At 46.6% G+C, this 16623-nt stretch carries 14 protein-coding genes and 1 other RNA gene; 3 read left to right on the forward strand and 12 right to left on the reverse strand.

Annotated features, from left to right (window positions below):
• Positions 1-33: 33 nt before the first annotated feature.
• From DWX57_RS11400 to DWX57_RS11430, 7 genes are all read right to left on the reverse strand, one after another.
• The gene (locus DWX57_RS11400) at positions 34-1014 is read right to left on the reverse strand and encodes an SPFH domain-containing protein (RefSeq protein WP_015533953.1); all 981 of its coding nucleotides are present in this window, start codon (positions 1012-1014) and stop codon (positions 34-36) included.
• A 39-nt stretch (positions 1015-1053) separates the two neighbouring features.
• On the reverse strand, positions 1054-1731 hold the full coding sequence (locus DWX57_RS11405; protein ID WP_015533954.1) for a PspA/IM30 family protein: 678 nt from the start codon (positions 1729-1731) through the stop codon (positions 1054-1056).
• 237 nt (positions 1732-1968) lie between these two features.
• Positions 1969-2928 (reverse strand): hypothetical protein, encoded by a 960-nt coding sequence (locus DWX57_RS11410; protein ID WP_117549341.1) that lies wholly within the window; start codon positions 2926-2928, stop codon positions 1969-1971.
• A gap of 80 nt (positions 2929-3008) precedes the next feature.
• Complete coding sequence (locus DWX57_RS11415) at positions 3009-3692, reverse strand: gamma-glutamyl-gamma-aminobutyrate hydrolase family protein (protein ID WP_015533956.1); 684 nt, start codon at positions 3690-3692, stop codon at positions 3009-3011.
• Positions 3693-3697: 5 nt separating this feature from the next.
• Complete coding sequence (locus DWX57_RS11420) at positions 3698-6088, reverse strand: PEP-utilizing enzyme (RefSeq protein ID WP_120124269.1); 2391 nt, start codon at positions 6086-6088, stop codon at positions 3698-3700.
• A 93-nt stretch (positions 6089-6181) separates the two neighbouring features.
• Complete coding sequence (locus tag DWX57_RS11425) at positions 6182-6724, reverse strand: nitroreductase family protein (protein WP_015533958.1); 543 nt, start codon at positions 6722-6724, stop codon at positions 6182-6184.
• Positions 6725-6748: 24 nt separating this feature from the next.
• Entirely contained in the window at positions 6749-7462 is a 714-nt protein-coding gene (locus DWX57_RS11430; protein ID WP_055223258.1) for a hypothetical protein, read from the reverse strand.
• 198 nt (positions 7463-7660) lie between these two features.
• Here DWX57_RS11430 and rnpB point away from each other — a divergent pair.
• Positions 7661-8020: RNase P RNA component class A (gene rnpB, locus DWX57_RS11435), an RNA gene on the forward strand.
• A gap of 130 nt (positions 8021-8150) precedes the next feature.
• Here rnpB and DWX57_RS11440 read toward each other — a convergent pair.
• Genes DWX57_RS11440 through DWX57_RS11460 form a run of 5 tightly spaced genes read right to left on the reverse strand, consistent with a single transcriptional unit; the run spans position 8151 to position 14007 of the window.
• Entirely contained in the window at positions 8151-9158 is a 1008-nt protein-coding gene (locus tag DWX57_RS11440; protein ID WP_055273287.1) for a uridine kinase family protein, read from the reverse strand.
• Between the two features lie 8 nt (positions 9159-9166).
• Complete coding sequence (locus DWX57_RS11445; protein ID WP_118018200.1) at positions 9167-9892, reverse strand: tRNA (adenine(22)-N(1))-methyltransferase; 726 nt, start codon at positions 9890-9892, stop codon at positions 9167-9169.
• A gap of 47 nt (positions 9893-9939) precedes the next feature.
• Positions 9940-11127 carry an RNA polymerase sigma factor RpoD gene (rpoD, locus tag DWX57_RS11450; protein WP_022216124.1) on the reverse strand — a complete coding sequence of 396 codons (1188 nt, stop codon included), beginning with the start codon at positions 11125-11127 and terminating at the stop codon, positions 9940-9942.
• Between the two features lie 32 nt (positions 11128-11159).
• Positions 11160-12974: a DNA primase gene (gene dnaG / locus DWX57_RS11455; RefSeq protein ID WP_022216125.1), complete on the reverse strand. Its 1815-nt coding sequence runs from the start codon at positions 12972-12974 to the stop codon at positions 11160-11162.
• 28 nt (positions 12975-13002) lie between these two features.
• Positions 13003-14007, reverse strand: coding sequence for a deoxyguanosinetriphosphate triphosphohydrolase (locus DWX57_RS11460; protein WP_120124271.1), 1005 nt, complete (start codon positions 14005-14007; stop codon positions 13003-13005).
• A gap of 160 nt (positions 14008-14167) precedes the next feature.
• On the opposite strand from DWX57_RS11460, the gene uvrC reads away from it, so the two are divergent.
• Both uvrC and yfbR read left to right on the forward strand, forming a co-directional pair.
• Positions 14168-15991, forward strand: coding sequence for an excinuclease ABC subunit UvrC (uvrC, locus tag DWX57_RS11465; protein WP_120124274.1), 1824 nt, complete (start codon positions 14168-14170; stop codon positions 15989-15991).
• A 13-nt stretch (positions 15992-16004) separates the two neighbouring features.
• Positions 16005-16607, forward strand: a complete 603-nt coding sequence (yfbR, locus tag DWX57_RS11470; protein WP_117549350.1) for a 5'-deoxynucleotidase — start codon at positions 16005-16007, stop codon at positions 16605-16607.
• Positions 16608-16623: the final 16 nt, after the last annotated feature.

The raw sequence follows: 16623 nt of genomic DNA on the forward strand, positions 1-16623 counted from the left end.
AAATATCATTATTCAATTATAATGTATTTGTCTTTAGATCAGCTTCGTTCCACAGTTGCCACAGAACTTCGCACCGTTAGTTGGCTGTCCACAGTTAGGACAGAACTTTGGAGCTGTTCCGGTTCCTGCTGCCTGTGTTGCTGCATTGTTCATCTGGTTCATAGCTCCGGCCATCTGACCTGCCATAGCCATTCCCATCTGCATTCCTACCATGGCATTTGCCATATCCGTTGCATTGCTTCCGGCTGTTCCTGTACGGCCACCCCTTGCCATTGAATCAACCATATTCACCTGCTGGAATCTGTTCATATCCCCTATCATAGAATACTCAGCAGCCTGATCAGCACGCTTCTGTATATTCTCAGGATATGTAAACTCGCTTATTCTGAAATCAGTTATCGTAAGTCCGATTCCCAAGAGTTCCATGTCCAGATCTTCCTTGATACCCTTAGCTATATCAACGGAATTGGCCATAAGATTGAATACGTCTCCGCCAACCTTTGTGATCCACTTCATCAGCAGTCCGTCCAGGATACCCCTTATCCTGTCTCTTATGTCATCGACTGTGAACTGCTGCTTTATACCTGCAACCTTCTCTATTAGAACATTATAATCGTCTATCTTGAATGAGAATTTACCATTTGATCTCACAGGAAGTCCGCCCGGAAGTCCCGGTGCCTGAAGTCTGATCGGTGAACTGGTTCCCCAGTTACATGTAAACTCTTTTGTATTCACAAACAGAACCTCTGCGCGAAGTCCTGAATTGAATCCGAACTTAAATCCCTTGAGTGTTGAAAGGAATGGTATGATCTGTGAATCAATAGTGTAGTTTCCAGACTCGGTAAATATACCTTCAACCGCTCCGTTATAAAGGAATATAGCATCCTGTCCCGGTTTGATTATAAGCTTTGAATCCTTCTTGATCTCTCTATTTGTCCACTTCCAGAAGATGACGTCATCTCTGTACTCTTCCCATTCTACAACATTAGCAAACTGATTTGAAAATAAACCCATGTAGTGCACTCCTCTCTGTTCTGCAATATGTTTGGAATATTATAATCCCATCTTTGCCTTAAGTGCTGCAAGCTCATCCTGAACGTCTGCATTTGGAGCTGCATCATACTTGCTTGCAAGATCATCTATTGAATCTGCGCTTGATGAATTGAGCTCGCTCATTGCATTTGCCTTGTCAAGCATAGCGTCTGCCTTTGCTTCCATTCTTGAAAATGCATCAAGTGAAGCTGATGAATCGCCGATACCGCTCATCATCTTGTTCATACGCTCCTGAGTCTTAGCAACCTGAACCTTTGCCTTGATAGTCTCTTTTCTTGCATTGAGATCGCTGACATCCTTTGTGAGCTTGTCATGCATCTGTCTCATCTTGGCTGCGTTAGCTGCTGCTGCATCATATGCCTGCTGAAGAGCTACCTGCTTCTGCGTGAGCTGGTTCTTCTTCTCGAGGAACTTCATTGCATCGCCCTCGTTACCTGCTACAAGTGCCTTCTCTGCATATGTCTGCATCTTTGCGATCTCTGCGTCACACTCATCAAGCTGTCTCTTGCATCTCTGCTCCTCTGCCATAACAGTTGCAGTCTCTGACTTAACCTTTCTGAGATCCTCCTGAAGGTCTCTGAGGTACTGATCTATCATCTTCTCAGGATCCTCTGCCTTGTCAAGAAGTGCATTGATGTTTGATGACATAATGTCCTTAAATCTCTTTAAAATTCCCATAACTTTTTACCTCCGCGTTTTAGGTTGATTTATTTGTATATAATATTAAATGTTGCCTCCTGTCGACGACACCACCATTATATGATCTCCCATGCTCCGGCGCAATGCCATGCATGCTGTGTTGCTGCATCATATAATGTGCTATTCGACACGTTACCCCCTGTAAAGTATCAGCCGCCAACTTATCAGGCTTTAATATTCAAAACTAGCGCGTCCCCTGCATGTTGCACGAAACTTTTATACGACTCCGTCATCCACGTCATCATAGGCATCGGATATACGTCCGCCTATTCTGAAATCAGGTCTGCCGTTCTTGTCTGAGTCGCTTCCCTTGGCACTCGCATCCGTTATCGACTCCTCAAGTCTCACCGGTGTTCTGTCTCCAAAGCGTCTCATCTTATCGTCATGATCACTGTCTTTTATGACATGTATCGAAGAATCCGCATCATCAGTCTCCCTCTGGACACTCTTGACCGGTTCCCTAGATGCCTTCACCCGGATCGGTTCAGGCTCCTTCTTATCTTCAAAATCGAACTCCCACTGAACCATCTCCGGCTCACCGTTCTTATCCTTGTGCTCCTCATCCTTGGCTTTGTTCTTCTCGTAATACAGCTCATTCGCCAGAAGCTGGCTGATCTCCAGTATATCGGCATAGCGCTCCTGCTTCTTCATATCCATGAGACCTTCCATGAGCTCCTTCTTGTTGTTCTCAATGATCTCAGATTTCTTTCTCAGAGAATCAAGGACTCTGTCGCTCTCCATGCTTATCATATTATATGCCTGGTTCACGGTCTCGTTGATCTCCATCAGCATCTCATTTGTATAAATGATAGATGCCGCATATATCTCGTTGGCCGTTCTGAGCGCCTGCCTGTCCTGCTTGCCAAGGCTCTTGACCTTGCGGTCCACAAAGAGCGGGCTTGGCTTTGTAAGCCTGATCCTGGATGCAGTCTCCTCGGCCTCCGCGATGATCTCATCGGCCTCCTGCTCTGCCTCCTTGATGATCTTGCTTCTCTTGTCTGTGATCTCATGATATGCCTTGAGTTCCAGATCTATAGTAGTCTTGAGCTCCTCAACGATCTCAAGAACCTCTTCCTTGTTGACCAGTACCTTACCTGCTGCAAATGGAACGTTCTGTCCATCTCCAACTATATCCTGTATTCTATCTAAAAGCTGTTTAGCTTTTCCGTTCTCCATAATAGTGCCTCCATCGCAACTTTTCTATCTCATAAGTATACGCTAGTTTATTTTAGCATCTTTCATATGGCATTTCAACGTTAATCTATCGCCGGTTTCACATCATCTCTCGGAAGCCCAAGGAAATCCTGTATAAGATGTCTTGTAAAAAGCCGTCCTTCCTCGCTCTCAAATATACGCTCAGGATGCCACTGGAAGGCAAGTATGCTCATCGTCGGTGATACAAATGCCTCGACAGATTCATTCTCCTCATCGACCACTATCGGATAGAACATCGTCGACAGATTTTCCAGATAGACACAGTCGCTGTGGAAGTTGTTTACCTTGATATATCTGTCCGTCTTGACTATCCTTGCCATGTGGTCTGTGCCTCTGGGTCTTGGCACCTTAAAGCGCGCGGAATAACTTATCTTACCGCCAAACAGCGCATTTATGTGCTGCATTCCCCTGCACACGCCTATCACTGGGATCTCATTCTGGACACAGTACATTATGAGCTGCTCCTCTAGCGCATCACGGTGCGGCTGCAGCTCTGCATTGTGCGGCTCCACATAATGTCTCGGATGGAGCGTTCCGCCCCCTGTCACTATCAGGAGATCAAACTGTTCATCCACTATCTCATCAAAGTTTTTTGTAAAGTTGGATACTGGTCTGAGTCTTATTCCAAGGCTCTCATAGAACTCCACATAAGCAGCCTCGAGAACGTCCGTATATTTTCCATACATATTGTGTCCTTCCCGCTGTGTTATAAGTGCATGTAACATAAAACCTATACCCCCTTTGTTATCTTACCGTGTGCACAGTCGAGCGTCACCGTCTGCTGTTTTTCCACGAAACTGTATATGCAGTCTCCGCAGCCTATTGCCGCCGGGATGTTGAACTCCGCACACCTTATCGCCATGTGGGATGCAACTCCGCCGTATTTCGTTATAAATCCTTTTATCCCCTTTGCAAATATCCAATCGTATCCCGGATCCGCCTTCGGGAGAACTACTATCTTATCCTGAACGTCAGCCACATCCTCGTGATCCTCATTCTCATAATTTTCAAGCAGGAGAATGTCGCCCGTGACGCATTCAGATGTTATGAAGTTAGGTCTGGCCTCCCATATCTCTATGCATTTTAACTGCAACGGATCATATATGACATCCGGCAGTATAAGCATGGACGCCCTCTGGAATTTCTTTTTGTTCTGATCTATGTTCTTTCTCCATATATCGCCTGTGAATTCCGCAGGTCTGTTCACCATAAGCTGAATATCCGGCACCTCAAGATATGCCATGTCTTCCTTGCTTATGCCAAGTTTATCGCCTATATCTATAAGTATGTCTATGGCAAGGCTTAATGTCTTGGTGAACTCGAACTTGAAGAATTCCCTCTCCTCCATGGAATCCTTGAGGAAATCCAGAAATTCCCTGAGGTCCACATAAAAGCCTATATCCTCAAGTGCCCCCATGAGCTTAACCGAATCCAGAGGATTATGCTTAAGCTCCTCTATGGTCTGCCTCTGCTTTCTCGCAGCAGCGCTTCCCTTGGACAGGTCGAACTCGCGCTGGGCGTATGTCTCGCAGGTTATGTCGTATGTGCCTGAACGCAGATGTCCATATTTTTCATCAAATGTAACTCTTGTTATCCTGCCGTCCACCAGATCCTGAAAGTCAGAATCGTACTCCGACGCAACAGTATATATCGACATCATAAAATCGTCTATCTCTTTGTCCGTAAAATATCCTCTGTACACAAGGGATCTGCTAATCGCCTTCGATATGAATGCCAGTCTCGCCTGTCGCGCAAATTTCGGGGTTCCGTAATGCTTTATGCTCTCTATGAGCTGTACAAAATACTGTATCAGCGTTACCACATCATTGTGCGCCATAAGCCAGTTGCTTCTCGTATTCTCACGGTGGACACGAAGGCCGTTAAGAGCCCTGAGATCCTTCATCCTGTTTCTATTGAAATTGCATATCGCATTGTTTGTCAGATTGAACAGCGAATCCGAGAGGTCCGCAATCTCCTCCCTGGTGAACCCGGCTTCCGTCAGTGTCCCCAGCTTGTCCTCCGTCGAGAAGTCATATTCGGAAAATGCTATCTCAAATTCTATCTTGTCATGGGCGGTCGGATCATCTATAAGCTTCTTATCGTAATACTTCAGAAGCTTCGCCTCCAGCCTGTCATCCAGTTCATCCGGCATCAGCCCCAGGAACGACTTCTTAAGAGATATGTACGGCTTGTTGCCAAGCTTATACATGAGGTCTCCATCCACCTCTCTGTAACCAATGTAGCTGAGTCCCTGATTCCATGCCGCAGACGTGATGATCTCCCTGTACAGGGAATAGTCAAGCGGATGGGGATTTTCACCTATGATCTCCGCAGGATTCCAGAATGCCATATCCGACAATATGGTGTTCCTGTCCCCAACCAGGCTGCTGATCTCCCTGTATGTATCCTCAGCCTCCAAAACAGTCCTGAACACCTCTTCGTCATCGACATCGGAGTGAACACCATTGATGCTGGCTGCAAGAGGTCTCATCTGAAATATCGTGACTGTATTGTCCTCATCTATTGCGAACTCCACATCCAGTGGATATTCAGGGTGCATCTCCTCCAGCTCACGCATGGATCTGATGAGCGCAGCCCAGTTCGCCGGCAGCTCATCACAGTCCACATTCCTGATTATGTATACCGTCTTTCCTCCCCTTCCGCTTGTAACCGCGTCTGTGGATGAATCATCGTAGGTTATCGTATAATATGGCCTGTCCTTCTTGATCTCCCTTGAAAATATAACGCCGCTGTAGCTGATATTCGTGATCTGTCTCTGTATGAGAACCTGTTCGCCGGACACATCGTCCAGATCACATTTATATGAATCCAGCACTTCCCTGACTGCCCTTACTACCGCCTCTCCGTCTGAAGGGTCCACTCCCAGAATACTCTCATAGTGACCGGCATTCGAAGTGTTGAGTCCGTCTTCATTTGAGGACGAGCTTCTGACCACGATATACCCTCCGGCAAATTCTTCTGCTATCTCCGCCGCAAGTCCATACGGATCGGCATCAAGCTCAGCTCCGGTTACTATCTTCAGCTTTTCCACTCTCGAATACTTCAATTTTTCATACAGGCTCTTAAGAACATCAGCCTTTGAAGAAATCCTGTCTGCCATGTTGCCTCCTTATTAAAAAAAGCTGCACTTAGTGTATACTAAAGTGCAGCTTACATCAATTTCTTTTTATATGTAATTGTACCGTTCTGTGATCTACTTCACTGTGAGAAGGTCGTCCACTGACTTTCTAGGCGGCATCTCCGGTGCAAATGCAGGATAACCCATAGCCACAACTGCGGCAACAGTCTGTCCATCAGGAATACCAACTATCTCTCCTACCTTTGCATCGTCAAATATTCCGAGTATGACTGTTCCAACGCCCTTATCATGAGCGGCAAGACAGAATGTCTGGGTTGCTATACCGGCATCGAACATCTCCCACTCGCTGCCCTTGCTTGTGCTGAACTCTCCTGACTTCTCATAGCCACATATTCCGTCCTTCTTGGTGACTATCATGAGCTGCTTCGCTCTGCTGACTGTCTTCTGGTTGAGAGGGAAATCCATAACGCCCTCTGCAGCTATCTTAGCTATGATCTCCGGATCCTCCACAAGTGTATATCTAATAACCTGTGTATTCTTCCATGATGGCGCATATGACGCCAGCTCAACAATCTCTCTGACTGTGTCAACACTCACCATCTCATCTGTAAACTTTCTCACACTTCTTCTGGTCTTGATACATTCTACTGCGTTCATACAATGTCCTCCTGGTGTAAAATCTTATAATAATCCCTGGATATATAATATCCCGCTCGTGAACTTGTCACCGACGTTATTCACGTAATTCCTGTATTCCTTATAGTCTATATAATACTTCTTTCCCCATGAAGATACAACAAGATATTCTCTTCCTTTTATGGTGCACACTCCTGTAACAGTCACATAATGTGAGTGGACATTCTCCCTGATGGAGCTCTTCAGCTCACCGTCCTTGTCCACATAAAGGCTGATACCCTTCTTGCCAAATGGATTGTATCTGTTAGGTCCTATGGCCAGTATGACCGGCTTATTCTTTCTTATGAGATGTCTTATATCTCTCAGCATCGATTCATCGGACTGCATCATCTTCCACTTTGCCTTGAGCCCTATGTCGTTCAGCATGAAATATCTGTTCATCGTATGCTTGAGTGCTATTCCCAGCATACCCTTGTGCATGAGAAGTATCACGTAGTGCACATAGAAAAATCTCACATACTCAAGATAGTCATGCTTGTTGTATAAGCCTTTTGGCTTGTTGATCTTTCGGATGGCATCGGTCATCATATTCGGATTCTGCTCAGCAAGATACATCGTGAGGTCTGCCATGGCTATAACACCACATCCGACCTTCTGCATCTTCTTTGACTTTGACCAGTTCTGATTGCCACCGTAGCTCACCAGATTCAGATTCTTTATCTTCACATAATCTCTATTAGTTAAATATACATCTTCCATTGTTAGTCCTTTCCAGCGCTGTGTGCGCCATATGCCTGAAGTCATATATTAGTCTGCTCGTCTTTGCTATAGATTATATCATGAATCGCAATCCACATCAAGCATTCTTAACTGTGTTAAGTAGTTTTAAAAACTACATTCGTTGTTTTTTGATTATTTTCACTTTACTTTTTGCCGGTGATTTGTTATAAGATTATATGAGTTGGATAAGTGATCGCGGCTGCATTTTTGCAGGTGAGGAAAGTCCGGGCTTCACAGGGCAGGATGCCGGATAACGTCCGGTGGAGGCGACTCCCAGGCCAGTGCAACAGAAATATACCGCCATATTCGTATGGTAAGGGTGGAAAGGCGAGGTAAGAGCTCACCGCTGCCATGGTAACATGACAGGCTCTGTAAACCCCATCCGAAGCAAGACCAAATATAGCTTCTGCAAAGGAGCTTGTGGAATGATACAGTTGCCCGCTGCATTCCAGGTAGGTTGCTTGAGTTTTATGGTAACATAAATCCTAGATAGATGATCACTCTCGACATAACCCGGCTTACAGTCCAACTCATTCCCTTTCATAGTATTTTTCTTATATTTTGAACAAAAAATACGGCACGGAGACATTTGATTTGCCTCTGTGCCGTATTTTTTATGCTACTGGTTATTCTTATTGGTTATTCTATATCCTTGTGTGAACCTTCATCATATCCTGAAGCATCCGCCACCTATAAATTCTCTGAGTATGGAATTGGCAGGTATGTATTCCGTGTCTATATCGTGGAACATATCTATCAGACGCAGAAGTCTCGCCGCATCCTGGTAATGCTCTGAAGTCTCATCTACCCCGAGCAGCAATGGTCTCGCCTCACGCCGTATGGCGGTATATTCGTACAACAGTCCCGAGTTAAACATCTCATCAGCCTCGCTCTCATATGGGAAGATATATTTCTCCTCTCCCCTTCTGACTGAGCTCCACATGGAAAGTGTCTTCTCCACATCGTTCCCTCTGGTCCTGCTGTCTCTGACTATTCTCCTGAGCAGTCTGCTGTCTATGGTTGAAACCTTTGCCGGCTCGCCGTCCTCACCTTCAACGTACAACTGATTAAGAGGACTTATGTATATCTTGTACTTGTCTTCATCCGCCAGGCCGTATGTCATCTTCGGGTTAAGCGAATGGATTCCTTCCATGATGATAACATCATTTTCACCTATTTTGAGAAGGTCCCCATGATATTCCCTCACTCCGGTCTTGAAGTTGAAAACCGGAAGCTCTATCTCTTCACCGTCCAACAGCCTTGTCATATCCCTATTAAGTGTTTCAAGATCCATGGCCTCCAGGCACTCGAAATCATAGTTGCCATTCTCATCCTTCGGATTGTCTTCACGGTTCACAAAATAGTTATCCGCAGCTATCGCATGTGGTCTGAGTCCCATGGCACGAAGCTGGATACTGAGTCTGTGGGAAAGTGTTGTCTTGCCCGCCGAGCTCGGCCCGGATATCAGTATTATCCTGCGCTTCTGTTCGGAGACTTTTCTGGCTATCTCATACATGCAGTTACTCTGCATAGCCTCGCATACCAGTATGAGCTCCAGTCCCTTTCCTGAATCGATCATCTCGTTCAGCCTGTCGACCGAATCGATACCGACTTTCCTCGCCCACTCCTTTGCAGTTGTCTTTAATGATGTTATACTTCTCTGCTCATCACCCATATAAATATCTACTCCATATCCGATATAAGTCTCAATGCCTCTTCCATGCATTCCTTTTCATGCGTGAGCTCACCGGCACGCCGTCTGGCATTGACCGTATCCGCATTCTTCAGTCCTTCAAGAACTTTTCCGGTCGAATCAAGCTTATCCCTCAGATACTCTCCGAGGATCTTGTCATGATTATGTATGAGGTAATATCCGTATTTATAATATACTTCATCCATGGCTGACTTATTACCAAAATCCTGTGCTGTCACATCCACGTTCAGTACAACGTAGTATTTGCCAGCATCTATCAGCATTTTTTCCTCTGTGATCTTCCAGCCATTCTCTGCGATGTACCTTCTCAAATGCTCTGTCTCCGACTGGGGCTGCAGCACGAGCTGACCGGCTGACTGTACCACATCCATGCCGGCTTCAAGTATATCCGTTATGAGGATTCCTCCCATGCCGGCTATTATGATGGAATCCACCTCACCCGGAGATATGGTTGCAAGTCCGTTTCCGAGTCTCAGATCAATACGGTCTGTCATATTCCACCTGGCTATATTATCCCTGGCTATAGCACACGGACCGGTTCTAACATCTGATGCTATGACCCGGTCCGATATGCCATTTGCCACAAGGTATATGGACACAAATGCATGGTCGCATCCAATATCACACACTCTGCCGCCGGGCTTTACCATGTCGGCAACAGTCTTCATACGAAGTGACAATTCTATATCTTTCATAATTATTATCCTCGCACCATCCATGCCAGATCGCGCGGTCCTCTCTGCTAGTTATACAGGAAATCCTTGAGCTTTCTGCTTCTGTTAGGATGTCTCAGCTTTCTGAGCGCCTTTGCCTCGATCTGTCTGATACGCTCTCTTGTGACATTGAACTCCTTGCCGACTTCCTCAAGGGTTCTTGGTCTTCCGTCATCCCATCCAAATCTGAGCTTTATAACTCTCTGCTCTCTCTCTGTAAGTGTGCTGACTACCTCGTCGAGCTGCTCGTGCAGCAGTGTCTGGTTTGTCGCCTCAACAGGTGTAGGGATACTCTCATCCTGTATGAAATCTCCAAGATGGCTGTCCTCCTCCTCACCGATAGGAGTCTCCAGTGATACAGGCTCCTGTGCGATCTTCATGATCTCCTGAACTCTCTCCTTTGGAAGTCCCATAACCTCTCCGACTTCCTCTGGAAGCGGCTCTCTGCCGAGCTTCTGAAGCAGATCTCTGCTCACTCTGGTAACCTTGTTGATGGTCTCAACCATATGAACCGGGATTCTTATGGTTCTCGCCTGATCTGCGATGGCCCTTGTGATGGCCTGTCTGATCCACCATGTCGCATATGTTGAGAACTTGTAACCCTTTCTGTAATCAAACTTCTCCACGGCCTTGAGCAGACCGAGGTTACCCTCCTGTATTAGATCGAGGAATAACATTCCACGTCCAACATATCTCTTGGCTATACTTACAACAAGTCTGAGGTTGGACTCAGCAAGCTTCTTCTTTGCCATCTCATCGCCTGCCTCCATTCTCTTGGCAAGCTCTATCTCCTCCTCCGCGCTGAGCAGAGGCACCTTTCCTATATCCTTCAGGTACATCTTGACAGGATCCTGTGTTGTGCTTGATATATCACCTGTATCTGTGAAATCTATCTTCTCAACATCCTCGCCCTCAGCGATCACGTCCTCGTCAAGTGTTGGCTCCTCCTCATCGTCATCTGTTATCTGAAGTATGTCCACACCGTTCTTTTCAAGGAAATTGAAGATCTTCTGCATGGTATCCAGATCAAGGGCAACCTCCTTGAGATCGTTAAAATGCTTGATGAGCTCTGTGTCCTCTATAACGTTCTTCTTGCTGTGAGCTATGTCAAGCAATTCCTGAAGCTTTGTGTTGAACTTTGCGTTGATCGCATCGTCCTCACTCACCTTGATCATATACTTGTCTTCATTTGAATTGATCGCATCCATTGTACTCATATCTTTCCTCCACATAATGTATTGTTTATTTCTTATAAAATAACTTTAAACTTTTCTATCTTTTTCCTGTCCTTGATGAGCTGCTGAACCTTCATCATGTCATTCTCGCTCTCAAGCTGCTTTTTTATGCTGGCAAGCTTTATCTTTTTCACGACCTCGGTTATGGCATTGCCAACCTCCTCCTCGGTCATGTCTATCGCCAGATCTGTCTGGAGCATGCCTGCCACCAGTCTCTGTTCCTCCACATCCTGGAATGTGTTCACCACCACAGCGGGCTCAACCTTGTGCTTCTCCCTGTACTGTGAGTACAGCTTGTCCGCTACGGTCCGGTATATTCCCGGCTCAAAGTCCGCCTCACTCACCACGCCGTCAAGTCTGGCAAACAGCTCCGGCCGGTTCACAAGCCATGTGAGCAGCAGCTTGGCGGTCTTATTATCCTTTGTCTCAGGTCTTCCCGGAGCTCCCGCGCTCTGGTCTCCCGGGAACTCTTCATAGCCCTGCTGTTCCTGGAGTCTGCGGGTCTCCCGCTCCACTATCTCCGGCTTTGCCGTGCCCGCAACACCGTAGGCATGTACCTTCGCGGCAAGGGCATCCTTGTCGATCACATATTTCCTCGCTATGGCATCGACATAATTATTTCTCTCCAGGTCGTCCTCAATATATGCCAGTTCCCTCGCTATCTGGTTCTGGAACTTGGTCAGCTCACCCGGATCGCTCTGGTCATATTCCTCAGAATATATCCTTGCAAGGAACATCATTCCGCTCTCAGCTTTCTTTATCCTCTCCTCAAATGCCTCGCTTCCAAGGTTCTGTATGAACTCATCGGGATCCTTGTACGGTCTCATATTAATGACCCTTGCGCCGACTCCGACCTCCCGGAGAATTGCTATGACCTTCTTCGTCGCCTCCACGCCTGCGCCGTCACTGTCGTACGCCAGATAAACCTCATCGGCATATCTCTTTATTATCCCAGCATGTCCAAATGTAAATGCCGTTCCAAGGGATGCCACGGCATTGTCAAATCCTGCCTGATGCATGGAGATGACATCCATATATCCCTCACAGCATATAAATCCTTTTCTCCTGCTCCGCCTTGCTATGTTCATGGCAAACAGCGTATGGCTCTTGTCGAACACCGCAGTATCACTGGTATTTATATATTTTGGTTTTCCATCGCCCATGACTCGTCCGCCAAATGCGATGACCTTGCCGTTTATATCCAGTATCGGGATCATGGCTCTGTTCCAGAACTTGTCCACACCGCCTTCCTTCTCGCTGATCTCAACAAGTCCCGAGCCCTTCATCTGATCATCTGTATATCCCTTGCTCTTCAGATACCTGTACAGATCATCCCTGTATATATCTGAATATCCAAGCGCAAATTTATTTATCGTCTCATCAGAGAGACCTCTTGTCTCGTGAAAATACTCATAAGCCTTCTCACCATGCTGGCTGTGCTTCAATATATAATGAAAATATGCAGCCGCAGTCTTGTTCATCTCCCTGAGCGTTATCTTATACTGCTCCCTCGACCTCTCCTGGGCGTTCATGGACTTCTCAGGGAGCTGTACTCCAGCCCTCTCCGCAAGTCTCTCCACAGCCTCCGGGAAATTGAGGTTCTCATATTCCATGACAAATGTAAACACGTTGCCACCGACTCCGCAGCCGAAGCAGTGATACATCTGTTTTTCCCTGTTGACCTTAAATGACGGAGTCTTCTCATGATGGAACGGACAGCATGCCTCGTAATTCGCGCCCTTCTTCTTAAGGCTTGCGTAGCTTCCGATAACATCCACTATATCATTTCTTGACAAGACTTCATTTATCACGTCATCCGAATAATACAATTCGATTCCTCCTGTTTGTCAGGTATGCTCAGACCTTCCAGGACTTCGGTATATATATACTCTTAAATGTCTCTATCGCATAATTGTCTGTCATACCAGCTATGTAGTCGCACACGACTGTCTTGGGATCCTCTCCCATATATATCATCTCAACACATTCATTTGTCAGCCTGCTGGCGTCCTCAATGAAGTATTCATACAATATCCTCAGCATCTTGTCGGCCTTGAGCTCCTCGCTCTTGGCTATCGGGTTAGTGTAGAGATATCTGAACATGTATGTTCTCAGCTTCCCCAGAGCATCCCCGATCTCCGCCGACATACCGACATAATCCTTGTCCTGACTCGTATTTATCACATCATGTATGAGACAGTTCAGTCTGGTGCGGGTATTCTTCCCGAGAATGTCGGTGATATTGGTCGGAAGATCCTCCTCCTTCAATATGTTACCCCTTATCGCATCATCTATATCATGATTGACGTACGCTATCTTGTCCGCCAGTCTCACACACTGTCCCTCCAGCGTATGCGGAGTGCATGATGTCTTATGGTTTAGCATTCCGTCCCGGACCTCCCAGGTGAGATTAAGTCCCTCACCACGGTTCTCAAGACATTCCACAACCCTTACGCTCTGAACATTGTGGCTGAAATTATTGCCCGCGCAGGCCGCAAGTGTCCGCTCACCGACATGTCCAAATGGCGTATGTCCCAGGTCATGTCCCAGCGCTATCGCCTCCGTCAGATCCTCGTTAAGCCTGAGTGATCTGGCTATCGTCCTTGCTATCTGCGACACCTCCAGAGTATGGGTCAGTCTGGTCCTGTAGTGATCATCACCCGGCGACAGAAATACCTGAGTCTTATGCTTAAGTCTCCTGAACGCCTTGCAGTGGAGTATCCTGTCCCTGTCTCTCTGGTAGACCGTTCTGAGGTCGCACTGCTCCTCCGGTCTGTCACGTCCTGTGGACTGATCACTGAACGCCGCATATCTGCTGAGCACTTCGTGCTCCCTTTTTTCCTGCTGTTCCCGTATCGTCATAGAATCTCTCCTATCACATGATCAATATTTCTTACCACACATTTTTATTATTCTCCGTTTTTTCTCAAAATCCTTTTTTATTTTTCAAATTTTCTGATGAAAGAATGACATGATAGTAAGTATAGTGATATACTTATCTAAGATTTTTGAGGTGAATGACATGTTTGATTTTGAAGAAGAACTTAAGAAGCTCCCCCATGTCCCAGGAGTATATCTCATGCACGATTCGGGGGATCATATTATATATGTAGGAAAAGCCATAGATCTGTACAACAGAGTACATCAGTATTTCCAGACCGGCTACAAGAAATCCCCGAAGATTCAGAAGATGGTATCCCATATTGCATGGTTTGAATATATTGTCTGCGGTTCAGAGATCGAGGCTCTCGTTCTAGAGTGCAACCTTATAAAGGAGCACAGACCGCACTACAACACCATGCTCACGGATGACAAGGGTTATCCCTATATCCGCATTACTGTGGAGGAGGATTACCCGCGCATACTGTACAGCCATCAGATGAAACGGGATCACTCCAAATATTTCGGCCCATACACCAATTCCAAAGCGGTGAAGGATATCATAGAGCTGCTGAAAAAGCTGTATCACATCAGGAGCTGCAACAAGGTTCTGCCAAGGGATATGGGCCTTGAAAGGCCCTGCCTGTATCACCAGATAAAGCAGTGCATGGCGCCCTGTCAGGGATATATCTCCAAGGAGGATTACAACAAAAATGTCCAGGATGCCATAAGCTTTCTGAACGGCAACCACGGTCATGTGATCAGGGATCTCGAAAAGCAGATGAAGGAGCTGTCCGAGGATATGGAATTTGAACAGGCCGCCGAGATCAGGGATCTGATAAAGAGCATCCATCACATTGAGTCCACCCAGAGAGTCGGTGACACAAGCGCAGACGACAGGGATGTGATCGCCATGGCCACCGATCTTGGAAATGAGTGTGTCATATCCATATTCTTCATAAGATCCGGCAAGATGATTGGCAGGGAACACTACCACATGAGCGGCGTAAATGCTGAGGCTTACAGCACGATCATGGAGTCTTTTCTCAAGCAATACTACGCTTCCACTCCATATCTGCCAAAGGAGATCATTATCGAGCAGCAGATCGAGGACTACAAGGTCATCGAGGAATATCTGAGCGCCCGCCGGGGAAGTCAGGTACACATCATTGTTCCCCAGAAGGGAGACAAGCAGAAGCTTCTCAAGCTGGCAAAGGACAATGCTTTTCTGGTCATGAACCAGGATGCCGACAAGCTCAAGCGTGAAAAGGAGCGCACTGAGGGTGCGGCAAATGAGCTGGCACAGCTTATCGGAGTTTCATCCGCAAGACGCCTTGAAGCATTTGATATATCGCATATAAGCGGCTATCACTCCGTGGCATCCATGGTGGTATTTGAAAACGGACGCGCCAAGAAGAATGACTACAGAAAGTTCAAGCTCAGGACCATAGACGGGCCGGATGACTACGCAAGCATGAGGGAGGTACTCACAAGAAGGTTCACAGACGAGCGGTTTAATATCTACCCTGATATACTCATGATGGATGGCGGCCGGGGTCAGGTCAACATAGCTCTGGAGGTTCTTGACGAGCTTGGTCTCAACATCCCGGTATGCGGAATGGTAAAGGATGACCACCACAGAACCAGAGGACTCTATTACAACAACAAGGAGATAGATTTTCCTGCAAATACACAGGCCTTCAACATGATAACAAGACTTCAGGATGAGGCCCACAGATTTGCAATCGAGTACCACAGAAGTCTCAGAAGCAAATCCCAGATCCACTCAGTTCTGGACGATATTGAGGGCATCGGTCCGGCAAGGAGAAAGGCTCTTCTGGCATACTTCAAGGACATAGACAAGATCCGTGCCGCCAGCATTGCTGATCTCGAGATCCCGCAGGGAATGAACAAGACTGCAGCCACTGCGGTATATAACTTTTTCCACAACGATAAACAGAAGTAACGAGGATTTTATGATGGAATACAACTTTTTTGCACTTATATCACGAATGAAATATATTGACAGATGGGCACTCATGAGGAACAACCGCGAGGAGAATCTGTGTGAGCACTGCCTGGAGGTGAGCATGATAGCCCACGCACTGGCAACCATCGGCAATGTACGCTACGGCAAGACTCTGAACGCCGAGAGAGCTGCACTCATAGGTCTCTATCACGATGCATCGGAGATCATCACCGGCGACATGCCGACCCCAGTGAAATACTACAACGATGATATCAAGACAGCCTTCAAGGATGTGGAAGATATCGCATGCCACACACTGCTTGACAAGCTGCCGGACGATCTCAGACCAGCCTATGAACCGATATTCTTTAAGGATGCCGACGACGAGAATGATGTATATCTTTGGAAGCTCGTCAAAGCGGCTGACAAGCTGTCCGCCCTGATCAAATGCATGGAGGAGACAGGATCGGGAAATACCGAGTTCTCCAGTGCCATGGGTACGATCATGAATTCCGTGTCACAGATGGCTGAGACTTATCCTGAGGTAAACGACTTCGTGTGCGAGTTTTTACCGGCATACGGCAAGACCCTGGACGATCTTCAGCAGATATAATCTAAAGCAGATATAG

Source organism: Coprococcus sp. AF19-8AC (assembly GCF_003603115.1).
In the GTDB taxonomy this organism is placed as follows: Bacteria; Bacillota; Clostridia; order Lachnospirales; family Lachnospiraceae; genus Coprococcus; species Coprococcus aceti.